We start from the raw sequence: 22,106 nt of genomic DNA on the forward strand, positions 1-22,106 counted from the left end.
GAGCTGATTTTTTACTTATTTACCATTCTTTAAAATACTAAAGATGTTTTTTGCTTGGTCAGTATTATCAATTTTCCCTGCAAATAGTTGACTACCAGGGCCATAAGCATAAACATTTACGTCTTCACCTGTGTGACCACCTGTAGTCCAACCAGTTACTGAACGGTTATCAAAAATTGCTTCGATTGCATTATCAATCTCTAACATATTTTTTGACTCTGCCGCTTTTTTTACAGATTGAATTTCTTCAGGCTTCAATTCTAAGTTAATGTTCGATTTTAATGTTTTTTCTACATCTGCTCCTTTACTAATTTGTTCAGCCATGAAATCAGGAGTACGATTAGCTGCAGCAATCGGTGCGCCGTACCAATTGTAATCTCCTTTTGCCCCAATAGAATATCCGCCTGTTGAATGGTCTGCTGTTGCAACGACTAATGTATGCTTGTCCTTTTTAGCAAATTCAATTGCAGCTTTAAACGCTTTTTCAAAGTCTTCCATTTCACTCATTGCCGCAACAATATCGTTATCATGTCCAGCCCAATCAATTTGACTACCTTCTACCATTAAAAAGAATCCATCTTTATCTCTGCTTAATTTATCAATTGCTGTATTTGTCATATCACTTAATGATGGCATTGAATCATCACGATCGATCATCTTTGGCATTCCACCAGGAGCAAATAAACCTAATACTTTATCGTTTTTATCTTTTTGCATTTGATTTTTATTCGTTACATAAGAGTATCCATCTTTTATAAATTGCTTTGTTAAATCACGATCTTCTCGAACAAAATTACTTAATCCGCCACCAAGCATGACATCTATTTTATGTCCACCTTTAATTAGTTCATCATAATAATCATCCGCAATAGCATTCATATTTTTACGACTTACATCATGCGCTCCATAAGACGCCGGTGTAGCATGGGTAATTTCTGAAGTAGCTACAAGCCCTGTTGCTTTTCCTTTTTCCTTTGCAGCCTCTAGTACTGTTTTTACTCTTGACCCATCATTATCTACACCTATTGCTGCATTATAGGTTTTAACCCCCGCTGACATAGCTGTTGCCGCTGCGGCAGAGTCAGTAATATTTTGCATTGGATCCTCAGGATATGTCATTTGTTGTCCTACTAAGTAATGATCGAATTCTGTTTGTTCAACTTCTTTTGTTTTTGGATCATCTTTTAAATAACGATAAGCAGTCGTGTATGAAACACCCATTCCATCACCAATTAAAAAGATCACATTTCTAATTTCATTCTTGTTTGTTTCCTTAGCTTGTACTGTATGATTAGCAAATGAACCAATCAACGAACCAAATGCCATCGTTGAAAGCACAGCCACTGGAATTAACTTTTTCTTAAGTTTGTTTCTGAACATAAAAAATCCCCCTAAAAATTAAAATTTCATTAGATTTCACCTCTTAATTTTAATGAAATTTTATTAATTTACTTTGGAGGTTCTGTAAATAGAGTATTAAGAATTGTTTTTAATAAATTAATTTTCTTAATTAAAACTAACTACTACTTTTTGATAGGATTACAAATATGTACCGACTAGCTGTGTCTTCTTCACAAATACATCACATTTTTGAACTAAAATGTCTAATTGAATAGAGTGGTTAATTTAACAAAAATAATAATATTTCATAATTACAAGTTTTTACATTATATTAAATTAAGCACAAATTTTTACATAAGAAGGAGATTTATATGAAAAAAGGTTTATCAATCATAATTTTACTGCTATTTTTATTCCCAACTATGGCAAGTGCGCATACTAAGCTTGTTTCTTCTAATCCATCAAATGGGCAAATTATCACTGAACCAACTAAACAAATTACGCTTGAATTTGAAGAGGCTCTTGAACAATTAGGTACAATCAAATTATATAAAACTGGGTCTGCTACAGCTGTTACAAATGTTTCTATTAAAGGTAATAAATTAATTGCTGATCTACCAAATGGTTTAGAAAATGGTGATTATAAGATTGAATGGAAAGTAGTAAGTGAAGATGGTCATCCAGTAACAGGTCAAATTCCTTTCAAAGTGCAATTAAAGCAAGCTGAAACTAAAACGACAACTGAAACTAAAACAACTGACAAAGTAGTTAAAGATCAAACGCCAGCTAAAGAAAAACAAAAAGATGCTACTCCTAAAAAAGAAAGATCCAAATATCTTATTCCATTAATTGCAATCGGGCTATTTGGAATCGCGTTAATGGTTGGTGGAGTTGTTCTTTGGAATAGAAAATGAGTTATATCGTTCCGATCACGGAGTTCATAACATATATCCTTTATTCGATATTAGCAGGAAAGTTTGTATTAGATTTTGTACCGTCAGATAAAAAACCAACAATCAGTATTTCGAAAGGTACTGTTTATTTGGTTATTATCGGTATATTATTCTTTTCACTATTTCCTGCTATTCGAATTATTACTTTTTTCCTAGATGATGTTCATCTTAAAACAGCTATATATTCTGTTTTCATAAAAACAGCTGTAGGTAATGCATGGATTTATTCGAGTATGTTTGCCATTATGCTTGTCATTAATATTTATAGCGATGGCAAAAGGTTTTTTAATTTCTTTTGGTTATTCATGATGATTTTAAGTATCGGTTATGCAGGTCATATAACCTCTATGAATTTTTGGACGGGTTTTATCTTTCAAAGTAGTCATTTTCTAATGGTTTCTATTTGGAGTGGAATTCTATTTAATGTCACTTGGCTAGCTAAGGACACGAATAAATATGGTAGATTCTTGAAATGGTTTACACCTTTAGCCATCATATGTGTCGTTATTATTTTCACTAGTGGTGTAGTCTTAATGCTAGAAGTCGTCAAATTGAAAGACTATACGAATGCTTGGTTACTTCCTTATGGACAGATGTTAGTCTTGAAGCACATTAGCATTATTCCAGTATTGTTTTTTGCTTTTTTCAATGGTGTACTAATGAGGAAGTCCGCTGAAGGCACTACGAGTAATATTCGTAGTTGGTTAAAAGCAGAGTATATTACCATCATAATTGTGTTCTTTTTTACAGCTATTATGGGTACTAAATCTCCACCGCATAATATTAATTTAACTTTGCAAAATGAGGGTCCGTCTAAATGGAGTGAATGGATTATGGGAATTGATATTACTTTACCTATTAGAATAGCTTTTACTTTTACGGTAGAAGGAACGATGTTAATGAGTATGTCGATCATCTTCCTAGTGTTATTAGTCATCAGCTTTATGAAAAAGACAAAAATCATGCTACCAATTGTATTTAGTCTTTGCTTTGTGATGACAATGTATCTTGGTCTAATGTATAGCGTATCGGTTTAGAAAAAAGATTGTACTATGTATTTAAGTACAATCTTTTTTTCTTTATTATCTAGTTTTAACGTCCGTGTCTCCATTTAGTTGGCTTTCCTGATGAAGGGCAATTAGGGAATTTTTGTCCTGCTTGTAATTCAATATGTTCCCCGTCTTTATCAGTATAATAGCCCGAAATCTTTACTGTTTCACCTGTATCATGTGTATGTCCAAATTCTTGAGTATCCATCATAAACCTCCTTTTCAACTGAACTAGAATTACTTTTTCCTTCATCAAAGTTAATTATTCGATTACGACATCTTTTTTAGGATTTTTTGCTTATCTTTCTCGAATTTGTTTATCATGTACGATGTTTCTCCACTTTAAGTCCCCTCGCTCTAGACCATGAATTAAAATTTCTGCTGTACCCATGTTTGTTGCTAAAGGGATTGAGTAAACATCACATAAACGAATTAAAGCCAAAATATCTGGTTCATGAGGTTGCGCTGTAAGTGGATCGCGAAAGAAGATAACAATATCCATCAAATTCTTCGCGATTAAGGCACCGATTTCCTGATCTCCCCCAAGCGGTCCAGAATTAAATCGATGTATTTTTAAATTTGTATTTTCCATTATTTTTGTTCCAGTTGTTCCTGTTGAATATAATTCATGTTTAGATAAAATAGATTCATATGCCATCGCAAAATTTACTAATTCTTTTTTCTTTTGATCGTGTGCAATGAAAGCAATTTTCAACGTCAACATTCCTCTCTTTTCGGAAAAATCGATTTTAATTTCGGCAATTGTTCGTAAAAACAATCGGAAACGACTCCATTCAAATTTAACCTTTATATATTTTTTTACTTCTTTGTATTGGTTATTCTACTCTTGCTTATGCTTTTTACTATTATTTAGAAGTTGGAATCCGAATAGTAAACGTACTTCCTTTTCCCACTTCACTATTTACTTGAATAGTTCCATTATGAATTTCCACAATCCATTTTGCAATCGCCAAGCCTAAACCATGGCTACCGATTTGTCTAGATCTTGATTTATCAGATCGATAAAAACGATCAAATATTCGGGCATGGTCTTCCGGTTTAATCCCAATACCAGTATCTGTTACTTGGATACATAGTTCATTTTCTTTATCCGAAAGAACTAACTGGACCTCTCCTCCAATAGGTGTATACTTAATCCCATTATCTATTAATATATATAAGAGCTGTGATAACTTTTCAGAGTCTCCTTCAGCGACTACATTCTCTGGAGCAGTTAAGTTTAAATTGATTTGTTTTGATGCTGCTAACGGTTGTAGAGATACAATCGCCTTTTCTGCAATGGAGCGAAACTCAAACTTTTCTAATTTAATTTCAACTTGATCTGAGTCTGAACGAGCTAATGTTAATAATCCGCTGACTAAGTTTGTCATCCTTTTTACTTCGTCTTTCATATTAAATAAAAGCTTTCGAGAAAAATCATCTTTCTCTGTATCGATTGTCATTTCCATTGCATCGATTGACGATAACAAAACGCTTAATGGTGTTCTTAATTCATGAGATGCATCTGCAACAAATTCGCGCTGTCGATTAAATGATTTAAAGATAGGGATCATCGCTTTTTTTGACATAAAATAACTGATATATAGTGCAACCCCAGAAAATACGATTGTTAAGCCTACCAGTATAATGACAACAAATTTGAATAAATGGTAAATATCCGATATATCTTTTCCAACATAGATTGTACCGATGATATTTCCCTTATAAAATAGTTGTTTACCTGAAACCATCAAACTAATCTCTTTTCGATTTGAAGGAACATGTATTTCATGATCATGGAATTTTCTCATGTCCTTTTCAAACTCTTCATGTTCTAATTTAATTTTTAATTTTCGGGTTTCATTTCCTTTAGGAATCCATCCTTTTATTTGTCCAAACAGCCTAGACCTTAATTGTGGGATATCCTCCTGTCCCATTATTAATTCACCATTTGGATTAACTACATAATAAAAAAATTGATCGACACCTGCTAAAACTACTTCTTGGTTATCGTCTTGGAGGTTTCCTTGTTGATTTTGAATCATATAGTTTTCGATAATCTTTGCTTCTTGAGTAGCCAATGATTCCACTGTACGTCTTTGATCATTCATTATGACTACATATAACACTGCAAAGACTATGATGATGAATATAATTAGAAAAAGCATAACAAGTCCGCTATATAGTATTGTTAGGCGATTTTGCGTTAGGTTAAAAACATCTCTTCCTCCGCGATTTCGAAAATCACGTAAATAAGATATAAGATTAGTGATCAAATTTATATCCTACCCCTCTAATGCTTTGTAGCAAATCTTGTTTACCAAGCAAATCTAGTTTCTTTCGAAGAAGTTTAACAGTGGCATCAATCGTTTTCATTGCAACATCTGAATCAAAACCCCATACACGCTCCAAAATAATTTCACGAGGTAATACTTGACCTTTATTTTGTATTAAAAAATCAACTAATTGAAATTCGCGAGGGCTTAATTGTATTTCAGTGTCTCCACCTCTGATTGATTGACTTGTACGATTTAGAATCATATCACTAATAAGAATTTCTTCCTCTAATATAGGAGCATAATTACGCCTAGAAAGTGCTCTTAATCGAGCTAGTAACTCATCAATTTCAAAAGGTTTAACTAAATAATCATCAGCTCCTGAGTCCAGTCCTACAATGCGGTCTTCTAGGGCGTCTTTAGCTGTAAGGATTAAAATCGCTCCTGAATATCCTTCTTTTCGTAACCTACGACACACTTCTATTCCTGTTCCTCCTGGCATCATCCAATCTAATATTAATACATCATAATGGGTGTTCGTAGCGTAATAGTAAGCTTCTTCTCCTTCTGTAACCCACTCCACTTTATAACCTGCTTTTTTCTTTAACATATAACTGATTAGCTCACCAAGTTTCAAATCATCTTCAGCTACTAGTATATTCATCATCAAAAATACTCCCTTGTTTTATATAAGATCTCTATAATTTTCAGTTGTCTTCTTCATCTTTTCCATTTTCAAATCAATTATAAAATAAAAGGAAGCACCCGTTAATTAATACGGTGCTCCCCGATATTTCTTTTAAATCATGACCTTAGGCAGTTTCCACAGCATGCTGTTTTAGCTTTTGTAGCTCTTCTTCTATTTCTTCACTCATTACGTTATCTTTATATCCATTAGATAGGTTATTATGATATGCAAATTTATTTTGAGCTTGTACTTCTGCCTCCATCATAAGTATTCGATCTTCTGCACGTGCGATTCCATTTGCGATTGTTTCTGAATTAAATGAAACGGATGTTTGTTGAATTTGTTTAATTGATTTTGCAATATTTGCTCTAGATACTAGTAAAAGTCTCTTATGCAGATATTCATCATATTTACCTTTCAGTTCATCTAATTTTTCATATAGTGACTGAGTTTGATTTTGAATTGTATTTAGCTGCTCTGTATAGAGGCTTAATTGATTTTCATGAACAAGTTTTTCCTGTATAGCCAGTTTTGCAATGGAATCTTCTCCATTTTCAACTGCTAGCTTAGCTTGTCCACTTCTTTTGTTTACTAGTCCTTCTGTCTCCAAGATCAATGCTTTTTGCTTATTCTCTAAATAGATTTGACGAGAGAGTGCTTCCTGACCTTTCAAAAGATCTTCTTCCATTTCCCTAATATATTGATTCAACATTGAAATTGGATCTTCTAAACCATCCAGTGCTCCATTCACTTTAGCCAAAGATATTGATTTCATTCTTTTAAAAATGCCCATTTTATTTATTCTCCTTTTTTGATAATAAATTTTTTTCCCATTTATCCAATAAATCTGCGTTTGTTCTGTTTATAGGTGTGTTAAAACTAGTTGTATCTAATGAAATTTGATTAACCTGGCTAGCTTGTCCCTTTTTAACTAATTTTTTAAAGATAAAAGTCACTACCGCAAATGCGATTAAAAGGAATAATACTAAACCAATCCAAGAAAAGTCATGAAAATGGTGTGGACCATGCATCATCTGATGTGATCTAAATTCGTTTCGACCGTCTCTATCCATGTACATTGAATGTTGATCAGCAAAACGTCTTTCATGAAAACCACCTAGTAATCTAAGAAAAAAATGCACCCCTAAAACAAAAACTGCTGTTATAGAGACCCATGTAAATAATCTCCTTACTCTTTTATTCATGTTATTTCCCTCCTCTCATTTCTTAATAAATTGAATTCTAATAGAGTATGGTGAAATTATGGTGAAAACGAAAAATTAGTCGTTTTGCTTATTAAAAAAAGATAGGTAACAGATTTTCATCTGCTTTCCTATCTCTTTTTACGTATATTTATTTATAGGCTTCAATTAATTAATCCGGTCCCTTTAATTTTCACTTCAAAACAGTAAATTTTTAGTAGCCTCTTTTGTTATTAATATTCAACCTGATTTGGTTTTTTTATGACAACACGCTCATCATCTTCACTAACATGAAAGTCATCTTTTGTTGGAATGAAGTTTTCATCGTAAATTTTTATCATCATTTTCACTCCTGCTCATTATTTAATAGCAAATTTTTTCCATATCCTTAAGTTAGCTTGATTAGAAAAGGTTTATTCTTAGTTTTTGAAAATTTTTGCTTTGTCTAACTTCAGAAATGGAGAAGCTTGGATGTGTCGTCATGTTCAATTAAAAAAAGGACTAATGGTCAGCACCACTAGTCCCCTGTATTCTATATTTAAAGTTATTTAATTGGTTTTCTTATTACAACACGCTCATCAACTTCACTAACGTGAAAGTCGTCTTTTGTAGGAATGATATTTTCATCGTTAAACTTGATCATCATTTTTACACTCCCTGCTCAGTTTTTATGTTCAAATCTGTTTTTTAATAAACTTTAAGATTACTAATTTGATTATTCAACAGTAACTGATTTTGCAAGATTACGTGGTTTATCAACATCACAACCACGATGTAAAGCAGCATAGTAAGAAATTAATTGTAATGGTACGACTGAAAGGATTGGAGATAATTCTTCTTGTACTCTTGGTAAAATGAAGCGATCGCCTTCCATATTTAATCCTTCCATAGAAATGATACAAGGGTTAGCACCACGAGCAACAACCTCTTTTACATTTCCACGAATGTTTAAGTTTACTGATTCTTGTGTTGCTAATGCGAAGATTGGAGTCCCTTCTTCGATTAGAGCAATTGTACCGTGTTTTAACTCTCCACCAGCAAATCCTTCTGCTTGGATGTAAGAAATTTCTTTTAGTTTTAATGCACCTTCTAAGCAAACGAAGTAATCTACGTTACGACCGATGAAGAATGCATTACGAGTTGTAGCTAAATATTCTGTGGCAATTTTTTCAAACTCTTCTTTTTGGTTTGTAATTGATTCCATTGCATTTGCTACAATTCCAAGTTCTTTAACTAGGTTAAAGTTAACTGTTTTTCCTTTTTCTTTTGCAAGAGCATTTGCTACAATTGCAAGTACTGCTAATTGTGCAGTGTAAGCTTTCGTTGATGCAACAGCGATTTCAGGACCTGCGTGTAAAGGAAGAGTGAAATCAGCCTCACGTGATAATGTTGATCCTGGAACGTTTGTAAGTGTAATTGCTTTATGACCTAATTTATTTGTTTGTACTAAACATGCTCTACTATCAGCAGTTTCACCGCTTTGTGAAATATAAATGAATAATGGTTTTTCTGAAAGCAGTGGCATATTGTAAGAGAATTCACTTGCAACATGTACTTCTACAGGTACTCCCGCCATTTTTTCAATAAATTGTTTTCCAACAAGACCAGCATGATAACTAGTTCCACAAGCAACAATATATAATCTGTCAGCTTCTGCTAAAGCCGCTTTAATTTCTGAGTCAATCACAAGCTCGCCGTTTTCATCTTGGTACTTTTGGATAATATTACGGATTACTAAAGGTTGCTCATCTGTTTCTTTTAACATGAAATGAGGATAAGTTCCTTTTTCGATATCGCTAGCATCAATTTCTGCAGTATATGGAGAACGTTCTTTAACATTTCCGTTTAGGTCCATTAATTGAACACGATCTTTAGTAAGTAAAATAACCTCTTTATCCATTAATTCAATAAATTGATCAGTAATTTGTAACATTGCCATCGCATCAGATGCAATAACATTAAACTCTTCACCAACACCAACTAGTAATGGACTTTTGTTTTTTGCTACATAAATTACATCATCGTTTTGTTTATCTAATAATGCAATTGCATATGAACCTTTCAGAAGCTTAAGTGTTTCTCTAAAAGCATCAAGCACAGATAAACCTTTTTTTATATGCAGTTCAACTAACTGAACAATTACTTCAGTATCTGTATCACTTGTAAATTCAATATCATTTAAATAATCGTTTTTTAATTGTACATCGTTCTCGATAACGCCATTATGAACAAGTGTAAAACGTTCAGTAGAGCTTTGGTGAGGATGCGCATTACGTTTACTTGGAGCACCATGCGTTGCCCATCTTGTATGACCAATTCCAACGTTTCCGTCCGTTTTTGTAGGGATTGATTTACGTAATACTGCAATTCTACCTTTTTCTTTATAAACTTCTACACCATTGTCAGTTAAAAGTGAAATCCCAGCAGAATCGTAACCACGATACTCTAATTTCTCTAAACCTTTTAATAAAATTTCTTTCGCATTATCATTTCCAATATATCCAACGATTCCACACATAATTAACTATTGCTTAGTAAGTCCTAAAACAAGACATACAAAATGTATAGGAATGGAACGCTGTTTTCCTAACCGTTTAACTATTTAATTTTCTATTCCCTCGTCATGTTTAATAATGGTAGAGGACTTACAAGCAATATCCACCTACCTTTCATATTCCGCTCATTAGCGAGTTCATTTTTTTTGTTTTAAACGGTGTATCAGATTATTTACGTTTGTGCACACAGTCACCCATGTGTTTTACATAAATAATTTCGGTTGTGATACAGCAACCGGGAGTCATCCGCCGAAACTTCGATAAAACTCCACCTCGTCAACTACACATTCACGTCTAATGTAGTTCTGGCGCTTTTTTAATACTTTATTATTTCTATACTCCTTCCCTGTTAGGAAAACAATAAAACAACTATACTATACTGTATTAAAAATGGTCAACAAAAATATGTTGAAATAAGTTATAGAATAGCTGTATATAACAAAAATATGCATAGACTTACACAAAAGTGCTCATCAATGCATATTTTTTAATTTATATTATTCTCCAACTTCTTCTTTTACAACAGCAACAATACGTTCAACATATTGTTTACATTCTGCCTCAGAAGGAGCCTCAGCCATTACACGAATAAGTGGCTCAGTACCAGAAGGACGAACTAAAATGCGACCATTGCCGTTCATTTCTTCTTCTACCTCTGAAATGATTGCTTTAATGCGTTCGTTATTAAGTGCTTCATTTTTATCTGTAACACGAACATTAATTAATAATTGTGGATACTTTTTCATTTCTCCAGCTAATTGTGATAAAGTTTTACCTGTTTCTTTAACAATACTTACGAGCTGAATCGCACTTAACATACCATCACCAGTCGTAATATGATCTAAAAAGATGATGTGACCAGATTGCTCACCGCCAAGATTGAAGCCATTCTTTCTCATCTCTTCCATTACATAGCGATCTCCAACACCTGTAACTGCACTTTTCATCCCATTCGTTTCTACTGCTTTGTAGAAGCCTAAGTTACTCATAACAGTTGATACAATTGTGTTTTGTTTTAGACGACCTTTTTCATTTAAATATTTTGCACAAATATACATTATTTGGTCACCATCAACGATTTCACCATTTTCATCGATTGCAATTAGACGATCTCCATCACCATCGAATGATAAACCGATGTCAGCACCTTTTTCCTTTACAAGAACTGCTAAAGCTTCAGGATGTGTAGAACCTACACCATCGTTTATATTAAATCCATTAGGATTCGTTCCCATTGTAACAATATCTGCTTCTAAATCTGCGAATAAATATGGCGCTAATGAAGAAGTAGCACCGTGTGCACAATCTAGAGCAACTAATAGGCCAGAGAAATCTTCATCAATTGTGTTTTTAAGGAATTGTAGATATTTTTGACCACCTTCAAAATAATCACTAACTTGACATAAATCATTTCCAGTTGGTCTTGGTAGATGATCAACTTCTGCATCCATTAGCTCTTCAATTTCATCTTCTTGCTCATCCAACAATTTAAAACCGTCTGGACCAAAAAACTTAATCCCATTATCTGCAACAGGATTATGTGAAGCTGAAATCATAACACCCGCTTGTGCTCCAAGTGCTTTTGTTAAATAGGCAACACCTGGAGTAGAAATAACACCTAATCTCATAACTTCAGCACCAATTGATAATAAACCTGCAACTAGTGCTCCTTCAAGCATATGTCCTGATACACGTGTGTCACGCCCAACAATTATTTTAGGTTTGACATTGTTTTTAGTTAATACATAACCGCCACAGCGTCCAATTTTATATGCTAATTCAGGAGTTAACTCTTTATTTGCAACTCCTCGTACACCATCAGTACCAAAATATTTACCCATTTTAACTCTCCTTCTAATTCGATGACTGTCCTACATCGCCTGAATTCTCATTTTCATCAGTTTGAGCAGATTTTTTATCAGTAATTTCAATCGTTATTGTATCAAACTCTAAACTATATATAACTCCTTTAGGGCCGGTAATAGTAAGCGCTACATCTCTAGTTCCTGGATCTAGTCCATTAACTTTTGCTGTAATATTTAAATCGCTTGGATTAATCGCATCCAAGTCATCCTTAAATCCCTTAGCAGTAACTACTACTTTTCCTAATGGAGGCTTAGTAAACTTATATTCAAATTGATTATTTTCACCCACTAAATTAATAGGGATATTACTAAATTTCTTTTCCGTTTCTTGATCAAAATTAACGTCTACATTAATCGTGCTAGAGTCAACTCTAAATGCTCCATTTGGCGTAGGTACATTAACTTCATATGTACCACTTTGATTAAATGAAGATATGTCAACTGGCACTTCTATAGGACCGTTAAACTTGTCCAACCAATCTTTAGACGCATAAATTCTTATTGCATCAACTTTACTAGCAAGACTACTTAGTTTTAAACCATCCTTAAGTGTTCCTGTTTGCACTAACTTAATCGGGAAGCTAGCACTTTCAGAAACAATAGGGACAGTTACTTCAACTTTTCTTGGACTTGTAGTGAACGGAAGTTGAACACCTTTTTTATTGTATAATCTAACAGGTAACACCTGACTAAATGTCTGATTCGCATCAGTAACATCCACACCAACAGTTGCATATGCCACTTGTGAAACTTCATCTCTTGATCCTACTATTGTCACTAAACCAGGTTTAACAATTGCATTTTCTGTCTTATAGCCATGTTTAATCCTTTTTTCATTTAGATAGACAACTTTAACTGAAACTGCTTTTTCAATTTTTTCATTAATTGTCACTCTAACTGTTCTTGGTTTAATAGTTGCCTTTATTTTATCTGAAATATTTCTAATTTTTAAAGGAACTTCATATGTACCTAAAGCATAAGAAGTTAGATCCAAATATACTTCAAAATCCTTCTTCATTTCAGCAGTTTTTACAATACTATTTGGTCCATCTAATTGCACTGAAACATTCTTTGGAATTCCAGTTACAATTAGATTACGTTGATCGTAAATAGGTGTCACTGGTACGTCTCGCACTAATTCTTTATTATTAACAAACGGTATGTCTCCTAATCCCGATGTACTTGATTGTGGAACTAGATTGACAGACATGAAAAGTAATAATGTTACTAGTAAAGCGATTCCTCTTAATATCCAACGATTATCCATAAAATTATCCATTACGTTTCACCTTCCAATTCCATTTAGATGTAGTGGACTCTTCTGGTGATTTTAGTTCAGTATTTAATAAGTTTATAAGCTCGTCTTTTGATAATTCTCTATATAGGTTTCCATTCCTTGCTACTGAAACTGCACCTGTTTCCTCAGAAACTACTATCGTAATACTGTCAGTAACTTCACTGATACCGACTGCTGCTCGATGTCTCGTTCCTAATTCCTTTGAAATAAATGCACTCTCAGACAAAGGTAAATAGCAGGCTGCTGCTGTTATCTTTTCACCTTGTATAATTACCGCTCCGTCATGTAGTGGTGTATTTGGTATAAAGATATTAATTAATAATTCTGATGATAAATTAGCATTCATACGAATACCAGACTCTATGTAGTCACCCATACCTGTTTGTCTCTCAAATGAAATAAGTGCACCTATTCTTCGTTTAGCCATGTATTCAGTGGCTTTTGCAATGTTCTCAACAATATCATTTCGGTCATTAATCCCACTACCTGTCGTTCTAGAGAAGAAACGGCCACGTCCAAGCTGTTCTAGTGCTCTCCTTAATTCTGGTTGAAAGATAATAATAACCGCCAAGAATCCCCATGTTAATGCTTGATCCATTAAAAATTGTAAAGTATGCAAGCCAAATAGGCTGCTTAATACTTTTACGACAATAATGATTGTTACACCTTTTAAGAGTTGGACTGCCTTCGTCCCTTGAATAATGATAATTAATCTATATATAACAAACCAGACTATTAGGATATCTAATCCATTCTGTAAATACTGTAAAAAATTTATATGTAAAGAAGGCATCTTTTACCCTCCAAATTCTATAGAATAAAACTGTATCTTGAGTATTATACCATATTTTTGCAATACACAAAATTTGTGAGTTATTAATTATATTAACAATACTTTAACGACTATTTTAGTTATATTAAACAAAATTACAGAATTATATATGTTGTTATCTAAATTCGTAGAAGAATAACCAACAATTATTTCTTTCTTGAAGGACAGTCCCAAACGGTTTTTATAAAAACAAAAAAGCTAGCGAATGCTAGCTTCTTGTAGTTGAAAAACAACCTAGTCAATTATATAGAAAATTTTCGTAAAAGGAGTAGAGTGATGTTGATTTCCACTACAGGATGCTCGCTTTCCATGGGGCGAGACCTATCCCATAGGAGTCGAGCATCCTTTCGTTCCAATCAACTTATTCATAAAAAAAGTCTGCATTAAATATCTAATCAAATACCCTTTACTTAGTGTAATCTAACATTTGTTTATAAATCAGTTTGTAGGTGGTCAATTAAGATCTAAGCATTGTAATCAATAGCCATAATTTGTTTGAACATTGACTACGCAACTTTAATCTCTCTTTAGTGAATTTTATTTAATAATTATAGTAACTTCTCACCTAATAATGAGCCTATTAATGCAACGGCTACGATTGCTGTTCTATTTCTTTCGTCTAAAATTGGATTAACTTCTACGAATTCAATAGAAGTAATGATATCAGCATCAGATAACATTTCCATTGCTAAGTGACCTTCTCTATAAGTGATTCCTCCAGGAACAGGTGTGCCCACTCCAGGAACGTGAATTGGATCTAATCCATCAAGATCTAATGATAAGTGTACACCGTCACACCCTTTTAAGTGGTCAATGCTTTCTTCCATTACTTTTGTCATTCCTAATTTATCAATTTCATGCATTGTATAAACTTTAATTCCTAATTCTTTAATAATTGCTCTTTCACCTTCATCAAGATCACGTGCGCCAATAATGATCACGTTCTCTGGTTTTACTTTAGGGAAGTAACCACCTATTTTCGTTAATAAATCGTGGCCATGACCTAAAGAAACAGCTAATGACATACCATGAATATTACCAGAAGGAGATGTTTCAGCAGTATTTAAATCTCCATGTGCATCAAACCAAATTAATCCTAGATTATTATAATGTTTTGATACACCTGCTAATGTACCGATTGCAATACTATGATCACCGCCAAGTACTAGTGGCATTCTATTTCTTTTAATAACTTCATCTACTTCAGCAGCAAGCTTTTCACATGTTTCTTTTACAGATTTTAAGTTCTTTAAATTATGTTCTGAATTATCTTCTTTAACAGGTGTACGTTCTACTAAAATATCGCCTAAGTCTTCTACTTGATAAGACATTCTTTCAATACGTTCGTGTAATTGTGCATATCTAATTGCACTTGGTCCCATATCTACTCCACGTCTAGTTTGTCCTAAATCTAGTGGTACTCCAATAATTGAAATATCTTTTAACATTTTTATTTCCCCCATCTATGAATTCATAAAAGAAAACGCTTACTTGATTTTGAAAAAATATAATTTTTTGGCTGTTAAAGTTATTAATTATATTAATAGTTTAAATCTTTTGAAACAAATGGGTCAACTCGACATTTTTTTGTATACATATGCATTTTTAGCTTTTGAATTACTATATCATATGATTATATACAACAAAAAACCTTAGTCAAATGACTAAGGTTTAACTTTATGTATATTGGTGGAGCCTAGCGGGATCGAACCGCTGACCTCCTGCGTGCAAGGCAGGCGCTCTCCCAGCTGAGCTAAGGCCCCACTATTTATGTATATGCGAATGGAGCGGAAGACGGGGCTCGAACCCGCGACCCCAACCTTGGCAAGGTTGTATTCTACCACTGAACTACTTCCGCACATAAAAAAAAAGAGTGAGCCATGAAGGATTCGAACCTTCGACCCTCTGATTAAAAGTCAGATGCTCTACCTACTGAGCTAATGGCTCGTAATAAAATTACGATAAAATAAAAAAATGGCTGGGCTACCTGGATTCGAACCAGGGCATGACGGAATCAAAATCCGTTGCCTTACCGCTTGGCTATAGCCCAACAATAAATGGTGGAGGGGGACGGATTCGAACCGCCGAACCCACAGGGAGCGGATTTACAGTCCGCCGCGTTTAGCCACTTCGCTACCCCTCCGGTATTTATTAAATTAGATGGTGGAGGATGACGGGCTCGAACCGCCGACCCCCTGCTTGTAAGGCAGGTGCTCTCCCAGCTGAGCTAATCCTCCGTAATATAAATGGTGACCCGTACGGGACTCGAACCCGTGTTACCGCCGTGAAAGGGCGGTGTCTTAACCGCTTGACCAACGGGCCAGTACAACTTTTCCTAAGCTTCCAACCGGGCTCGAACCGGTGACCTCTTCCTTACCATGGAAGTACTCTGCCTGCTGAGCTATGGAAGCATTAAGTTAAAAATGGCTCCGCAGGTAGGGTTCGAACCTACGACCACTCGGTTAACAGCCGAGTGCTCTACCACTGAGCTACTGCGGAATAAACTTAAAACCAAGCGACGTTCTACTCTCACAGGGGGAAACCCCCAACTACCATCGACGCTGAAGAGCTTAACTGCCGTGTTCGGTATGGGAACGGGTGTGACCTCTTCGCTATCATCACTTGATTCATTTTATTTAGGACATTAATTATTATATCAAATTTCATTTAAAAGTCAATAACTTTTATGAATTTTTTTATAAAACTTATACCCTCAAAACTAGATAATGTCATTATCAAACTTGTTAGTTAAGTCCTCGACCGATTAGTATCAGTCAGCTCCACGTGTCACCACGCTTCCACCTCTGACCTATCAACCTGATCGTCTCTCAGGGGTCTTACTAGCTTAACGCTATGGGAAATCTCATCTTGAGGGGGGCTTCATGCTTAGATGCTTTCAGCACTTATCCCTTCCACACATAGCTACCCAGCCATGCTCTTGGCAGAACAACTGGTACACCAGCGGTGTGTCCATCCCGGTCCTCTCGTACTAAGGACAGCTCCTCTCAAATTTCCTGCGCCCACGACGGATAGGGACCGAACTGTCTCACGACGTTCTGAACCCAGCTCGCGTACCGCTTTAATGGGCGAACAGCCCAACCCTTGGGACCGACTACAGCCCCAGGATGCGATGAGCCGACATCGAGGTGCCAAACCTCCCCGTCGATGTGGACTCTTGGGGGAGATAAGCCTGTTATCCCCGGGGTAGCTTTTATCCGTTGAGCGATGGCCCTTCCATGCGGAACCACCGGATCACTAAGCCCGACTTTCGTCCCTGCTCGACTTGTAGGTCTCGCAGTCAAGCTCCCTTATGCCTTTACACTCTTCGAATGATTTCCAACCATTCTGAGGGAACCTTTGGGCGCCTCCGTTACTCTTTAGGAGGCGACCGCCCCAGTCAAACTGCCCACCTGACACTGTCTCCGAGCCGGATCACGGCTCTAGGTTAGAATTTCAATACAGCCAGGGTAGTATCCCACCGACGCCTCCACCGAAGCTAGCGCTCCGGCTTCTCAGGCTCCTACCTATCCTGTACAAGCTGTACCAAAATTCAATATCAAGCTGCAGTAAAGCTCCACGGGGTCTTTCCGTCCTGTCGCGGGTAACCTGCATCTTCACAGGTACTATAATTTCACCGAGTCTATGGTTGAGACAGTGCCCAAATCGTTACGCCTTTCGTGCGGGTCGGAACTTACCCGACAAGGAATTTCGCTACCTTAGGACCGTTATAGTTACGGCCGCCGTTTACTGGGGCTTCAATTCAGAGCTTCTCCCGTAAGGGATAACCCCTCCTCTTAACCTTCCAGCACCGGGCAGGCGTCAGCCCCTATACTTCGCCTTGCGGCTTCGCAGAGACCTGTGTTTTTGCTAAACAGTCGCTTGGGCCTTTTCACTGCGGCTCTCCCGGGCATACACCCAAAAGAGCACCCCTTCTCCCGAAGTTACGGGGTCATTTTGCCGAGTTCCTTAACCATAGTTCTCTCGCTCACCTTAGGATTCTCTCCTCGCCTACCTGTGTCGGTTTGCGGTACAGGCACCTATTTCCTCGCTAGAAGCTTTTCTTGGCAGCGTAGAATCAGGAACTTCGGTACTATATTTCCCTCGCCATCACAACTCAGCCTTATGATGTGCGGATTTGCCTACACATCAGCCTAATTGCTTGGACGCGCATATCCAGCAGCGCGCTTACCCTATCTTTCTGCGTCCCTCCATTGCTCAAACGGAAATGAGGTGGTACAGGAATATCAACCTGTTGTCCATCGCCTACGCCTGTCGGCCTCGGCTTAGGTCCTGACTAACCCTGGGAGGACGAGCCTTCCCCAGGAAACCTTAGGCATACGGTGGACGGGATTCTCACCCGTCTTTCGCTACTCATACCGGCATTCTCACTTCTAAGCGCTCCACCAGTCCTTACGATCTAGCTTCAACGCCCTTAGAACGCTCCCCTACCACTGATACCATACGGTATCAATCCGCAGCTTCGGTGATACGTTTAGCCCCGTTACATTTTCGGCGCAGAGTCACTCGACCAGTGAGCTATTACGCACTCTTTAAATGGTGGCTGCTTCTAAGCCAACATCCTGGTTGTCTAAGCAACTCCACATCCTTTTCCACTTAACGTATACTTTGGGACCTTAGCTGGCGGTCTGGGCTGTTTCCCTCTTGACCACGGATCTTATCACTCGTAGTCTGACTCCTATGGATAAGTCATTGGCATTCGGAGTTTGACTGAATTCGGTAACCCGTTGGGGGCCCCTAGTCCAATCAGTGCTCTACCTCCAAGACTCTAACACATAAGGCTAGCCCTAAAGCTATTTCGGGGAGAACCAGCTATCTCCGAGTTCGATTGGAATTTCTCCGCTACCCACACCTCATCCCCGCACTTTTCAACGTGCGTGGGTTCGGACCTCCATTCAGTGTTACCTGAACTTCATCCTGGACATGGGTAGATCACTCGGTTTCGGGTCTACGACCACGTACTATATCGCCCTATTCAGACTCGCTTTCGCTGCGGCTCCGTCTCTTCAACTTAACCTTGCACGGGATCGTAACTCGCCGGTTCATTCTACAAAAGGCACGCCATCACTCGTTAACGAGCTCTGACTATTTGTAAGCACACGGTTTCAGGTTCTCTTTCACTCCCCTTCCGGGGTGCTTTTCACCTTTCCCTCACGGTACTGGTTCACTATCGGTCACTAGGTAGTATTTAGCCTTGGGAGATGGTCCTCCCAGATTCCGACGGAATTTCACGTGTTCCGCCGTACTCAGGATCCACTCAAGAGGGAACGAGGTTTCAACTACAGGGTTTTTACCTTCTTTGACGGACCTTTCCAGGTCGCTTCATTTACCCCGTTCCTTTGTAACTCCGTATAGAGTGTCCTACAACCCCAAGAGGCAAGCCTCTTGGTTTGGGCTATCTTCCGTTTCGCTCGCCGCTACTCAGGAAATCGCTATTGCTTTCTATTCCTCCAGGTACTTAGATGTTTCAGTTCCCTGGGTCTGTCCTCAGTACCCTATGTATTCAGGTAAAGATACTACTCCATTACGAGTAGTGGGTTTCCCCATTCGGAAATCTCCGGATCAAAGCTTACTTACAGCTCCCCGAAGCATATCGGTGTTAGTCCCGTCCTTCATCGACTCCTAGTGCCAAGGCATCCACCGTGCGCCCTTTCTAACTTAACTAATTTTAAAACTAATTGAATTAAACTTACGCAGTTTAATGAATGACATTATCTAGTTTTCAAGGTACAAAGTTGAGAGTGAACTCTCAAAACTAAACAAAACAATGAAGAAACATTTTCATACATGAACCATCGGTTCATGATGTCTCCATAGAAAGGAGGTGATCCAGCCGCACCTTCCGATACGGCTACCTTGTTACGACTTCACCCCAATCATCTGTCCCACCTTAGGCGGCTGGCCCCTAAAAGGTTACCCCACCGACTTCGGGTGTTACAAACTCTCGTGGTGTGACGGGCGGTGTGTACAAGGCCCGGGAACGTATTCACCGCGGCATGCTGATCCGCGATTACTAGTGATTCCGGCTTCATGTAGGCGAGTTGCAGCCTACAATCCGAACTGAGAATAGTTTTATGGGATTAGCTCCACCTCGCGGTCTTGCAACCCTTTGTACTATCCATTGTAGCACGTGTGTAGCCCAGGTCATAAGGGGCATGATGATTTGACGTCATCCCCACCTTCCTCCGGTTTGTCACCGGCAGTCACCTTAGAGTGCCCAACTAAATGCTGGCAACTAAGATCAAGGGTTGCGCTCGTTGCGGGACTTAACCCAACATCTCACGACACGAGCTGACGACAACCATGCACCACCTGTCACTCTGTCCCCGAAGGGAAAGCCCTATCTCTAGGGTTGTCAGAGGATGTCAAGACCTGGTAAGGTTCTTCGCGTTGCTTCGAATTAAACCACATGCTCCACCACTTGTGCGGGCCCCCGTCAATTCCTTTGAGTTTCAGTCTTGCGACCGTACTCCCCAGGCGGAGTGCTTAATGCGTTAACTTCAGCACTAAAGGGCGGAAACCCTCTAACACTTAGCACTCATCGTTTACAGCGTGGACTACCAGGGTATCTAATCCTGTTTGCTCCCCACGCTTTCGCGCCTCAGCGTCAGTTACAGACCAGAAAGTCGCCTTCGCCACTGGTGTTCCTCCAAATCTCTACGCATTTCACCGCTACACTTGGAATTCCACTTTCCTCTTCTGCACTCAAGTTTCCCAGTTTCCAATGACCCTCCCCGGTTGAGCCGGGGGCTTTCACATCAGACTTAAGAAACCGCCTGCGCGCGCTTTACGCCCAATAATTCCGGACAACGCTTGCCACCTACGTATTACCGCGGCTGCTGGCACGTAGTTAGCCGTGGCTTTCTGGTTAGGTACCGTCAAGGTGCCAGCTTATTCAACTAGCACTTATTCTTCCCTAACAACAGAGCTTTACGACCCGAAGGCCTTCATCGCTCACGCGGCGTTGCTCCGTCAGACTTTCGTCCATTGCGGAAGATTCCCTACTGCTGCCTCCCGTAGGAGTCTGGGCCGTGTCTCAGTCCCAGTGTGGCCGATCACCCTCTCAGGTCGGCTACGCATCGTCGCCTTGGTGAGCCGTTACCTCACCAACTAGCTAATGCGCCGCGGGCCCATCTGTAAGTGATAGCCAAAGCCATCTTTCAATAAAGGAACAGGAGTTCCTTTATGTCATCCGGTATTAGCTCCGGTTTCCCGAAGTTATCCCAGTCTTACAGGTAGGTTGCCCACGTGTTACTCACCCGTCCGCCGCTAACTAACGGGAGCAAGCTCCCATTAGTCCGCTCGACTTGCATGTATTAGGCACGCCGCCAGCGTTCGTCCTGAGCCAGGATCAAACTCTCCATAAAAGTTAAGTTTAAATCTTGTATTGCTCAAAAAACTAATAATTGACGTTTACTTCATGTTTTGTTTAGTTTTCAAAGTTCACTTCATCGCTCGTAAGCGACTTTTTAATATTACCATTTCGTAATATAGTCTGTCAACATTTTTTAAAAATTATTTTTTAATTTGTTGAATCAGTTCTTGTTGTCGTTGAAGACAAGAAATAATATACCACGTATTCAAATATAACGTCAACACAAAATATGATTTTTTTAAAAATCTTTTTCATGGACTAAATGAACAAGCCTCCTACTAATTGCGAAAATGGAAAGCAATTATACTTTTTACACTCTACACCATTATTTAAGTGAATCCTCTCACAGCGGTAATCTATTATACACTTCATATAAGATTTTCTTCTTTAGAATCATTTCATTTTTAACTCTTTCATTTAAGTTATGCGATGATAACTCTTTATCTAATTCATATAGCGAGCGTATTATGAGCGACTCGATCTCTAATACATGCTCCTTATTTAGAAGTATACCAAACATAATTCCCACTCCATGGTACTTTCGTCTTTAAGAAAATCCCAGTTTTATTGTTCTAATACTTAAAACATTTAATCATTTCGTTTTATAGCATACAAGCTTACTAAATCTCATATCCTTTATATAAGAACTTGGACA

15 protein-coding genes, 9 tRNA genes and 3 rRNA genes are annotated in these 22,106 nt (G+C 37.7%); 2 read left to right on the plus strand and 25 right to left on the minus strand.

Annotated features, from left to right (window positions below; all coding sequences use genetic code 11):
* Positions 1-15: 15 nt before the first annotated feature.
* Complete coding sequence (locus V5E38_RS20155; RefSeq protein ID WP_499211290.1) at positions 16-1,380, minus strand: alkaline phosphatase family protein; 1,365 nt, start codon at positions 1,378-1,380, stop codon at positions 16-18.
* A 332-nt stretch (positions 1,381-1,712) separates the two neighbouring features.
* On the opposite strand from V5E38_RS20155, the gene V5E38_RS20160 reads away from it, so the two are divergent.
* Complete coding sequence (locus tag V5E38_RS20160; RefSeq protein ID WP_499211291.1) at positions 1,713-2,255, plus strand: copper resistance CopC family protein; 543 nt, start codon at positions 1,713-1,715, stop codon at positions 2,253-2,255.
* On the plus strand, positions 2,252-3,331 hold the full coding sequence (locus tag V5E38_RS20165) for a CopD family protein (RefSeq protein ID WP_499211292.1): 1,080 nt from the start codon (positions 2,252-2,254) through the stop codon (positions 3,329-3,331). Before V5E38_RS20160 ends, V5E38_RS20165 begins: the two co-directional genes overlap by 4 nt.
* A gap of 55 nt (positions 3,332-3,386) precedes the next feature.
* Here V5E38_RS20165 and V5E38_RS20170 read toward each other — a convergent pair whose 3' ends face one another.
* From V5E38_RS20170 to V5E38_RS20285, 24 genes are all read right to left on the minus strand, one after another.
* Positions 3,387-3,551, minus strand: coding sequence for a hypothetical protein (locus V5E38_RS20170; protein ID WP_176522648.1), 165 nt, complete (start codon positions 3,549-3,551; stop codon positions 3,387-3,389).
* A gap of 90 nt (positions 3,552-3,641) precedes the next feature.
* Positions 3,642-4,058 carry a methylglyoxal synthase gene (gene mgsA / locus V5E38_RS20175; protein WP_097978524.1) on the minus strand — a complete coding sequence of 139 codons (417 nt, stop codon included), beginning with the start codon at positions 4,056-4,058 and terminating at the stop codon, positions 3,642-3,644.
* Between the two features lie 151 nt (positions 4,059-4,209).
* Positions 4,210-5,619: a sensor histidine kinase gene (locus V5E38_RS20180; protein ID WP_499211293.1), complete on the minus strand. Its 1,410-nt coding sequence runs from the start codon at positions 5,617-5,619 to the stop codon at positions 4,210-4,212.
* Positions 5,609-6,283 carry a response regulator transcription factor gene (locus V5E38_RS20185; protein ID WP_499213613.1) on the minus strand — a complete coding sequence of 225 codons (675 nt, stop codon included), beginning with the start codon at positions 6,281-6,283 and terminating at the stop codon, positions 5,609-5,611. The genes V5E38_RS20180 and V5E38_RS20185 overlap by 11 nt, the downstream gene beginning before the upstream one ends.
* A 148-nt stretch (positions 6,284-6,431) precedes the next feature.
* Positions 6,432-7,100, minus strand: a complete 669-nt coding sequence (locus V5E38_RS20190; RefSeq protein ID WP_499211294.1) for a PspA/IM30 family protein — start codon at positions 7,098-7,100, stop codon at positions 6,432-6,434.
* Between the two features lies 1 nt (position 7,101).
* Positions 7,102-7,512: a hypothetical protein gene (locus V5E38_RS20195; RefSeq protein ID WP_499211295.1), complete on the minus strand. Its 411-nt coding sequence runs from the start codon at positions 7,510-7,512 to the stop codon at positions 7,102-7,104.
* Positions 7,513-8,224: 712 nt separating this feature from the next.
* Positions 8,225-10,027, minus strand: coding sequence for a glutamine--fructose-6-phosphate transaminase (isomerizing) (gene glmS, locus V5E38_RS20200; RefSeq protein ID WP_097978508.1), 1,803 nt, complete (start codon positions 10,025-10,027; stop codon positions 8,225-8,227).
* Positions 10,028-10,561: 534 nt separating this feature from the next.
* Positions 10,562-11,905, minus strand: coding sequence for a phosphoglucosamine mutase (glmM, locus tag V5E38_RS20205; RefSeq protein ID WP_499211296.1), 1,344 nt, complete (start codon positions 11,903-11,905; stop codon positions 10,562-10,564).
* Positions 11,906-11,918: 13 nt separating this feature from the next.
* Positions 11,919-13,208 carry a CdaR family protein gene (locus tag V5E38_RS20210; protein WP_499211297.1) on the minus strand — a complete coding sequence of 430 codons (1,290 nt, stop codon included), beginning with the start codon at positions 13,206-13,208 and terminating at the stop codon, positions 11,919-11,921.
* Complete coding sequence (gene cdaA, locus V5E38_RS20215; protein WP_097978505.1) at positions 13,201-14,019, minus strand: diadenylate cyclase CdaA; 819 nt, start codon at positions 14,017-14,019, stop codon at positions 13,201-13,203. Before cdaA ends, V5E38_RS20210 begins: the two co-directional genes overlap by 8 nt.
* A gap of 587 nt (positions 14,020-14,606) precedes the next feature.
* Positions 14,607-15,506, minus strand: a complete 900-nt coding sequence (gene rocF, locus V5E38_RS20220; protein ID WP_088014518.1) for an arginase — start codon at positions 15,504-15,506, stop codon at positions 14,607-14,609.
* A gap of 239 nt (positions 15,507-15,745) precedes the next feature.
* A tRNA-Ala gene (locus tag V5E38_RS20225) sits at positions 15,746-15,821 on the minus strand.
* 20 nt (positions 15,822-15,841) lie between these two features.
* Positions 15,842-15,916 (minus strand) — tRNA-Gly (locus tag V5E38_RS20230).
* Between the two features lie 16 nt (positions 15,917-15,932).
* Positions 15,933-16,005, minus strand: a tRNA-Lys gene (locus tag V5E38_RS20235).
* Between the two features lie 28 nt (positions 16,006-16,033).
* Positions 16,034-16,108, minus strand: a tRNA-Gln gene (locus tag V5E38_RS20240).
* Positions 16,109-16,116: 8 nt separating this feature from the next.
* A tRNA-Tyr gene (locus tag V5E38_RS20245) sits at positions 16,117-16,201 on the minus strand.
* An 18-nt stretch (positions 16,202-16,219) separates the two neighbouring features.
* Positions 16,220-16,295, minus strand: a tRNA-Val gene (locus V5E38_RS20250).
* A gap of 10 nt (positions 16,296-16,305) precedes the next feature.
* A tRNA-Glu gene (locus V5E38_RS20255) sits at positions 16,306-16,380 on the minus strand.
* A gap of 16 nt (positions 16,381-16,396) precedes the next feature.
* A tRNA-Thr gene (locus V5E38_RS20260) sits at positions 16,397-16,469 on the minus strand.
* Positions 16,470-16,482: 13 nt separating this feature from the next.
* A tRNA-Asn gene (locus V5E38_RS20265) sits at positions 16,483-16,557 on the minus strand.
* A gap of 11 nt (positions 16,558-16,568) precedes the next feature.
* Positions 16,569-16,684 (minus strand): 5S ribosomal RNA (gene rrf / locus V5E38_RS20270).
* Between the two features lie 118 nt (positions 16,685-16,802).
* A 23S ribosomal RNA gene (locus V5E38_RS20275) occupies positions 16,803-19,740 on the minus strand.
* Between the two features lie 153 nt (positions 19,741-19,893).
* Positions 19,894-21,443: ribosomal RNA gene (locus tag V5E38_RS20280) — 16S ribosomal RNA — on the minus strand.
* The 16S, 23S and 5S rRNA genes sit together here with 9 tRNA genes alongside, the layout of an rRNA operon.
* Positions 21,444-21,794: 351 nt before the next feature.
* Positions 21,795-21,971, minus strand: a complete 177-nt coding sequence (locus tag V5E38_RS20285; RefSeq protein WP_176522633.1) for a hypothetical protein — start codon at positions 21,969-21,971, stop codon at positions 21,795-21,797.
* Between the last annotated feature and the right edge of the window lie 135 nt (positions 21,972-22,106).

This window comes from Rossellomorea sp. GAMAL-10_SWC, assembly GCF_049568075.1.
Classification (GTDB): domain Bacteria; phylum Bacillota; class Bacilli; order Bacillales; family Bacillaceae_G; genus Gottfriedia.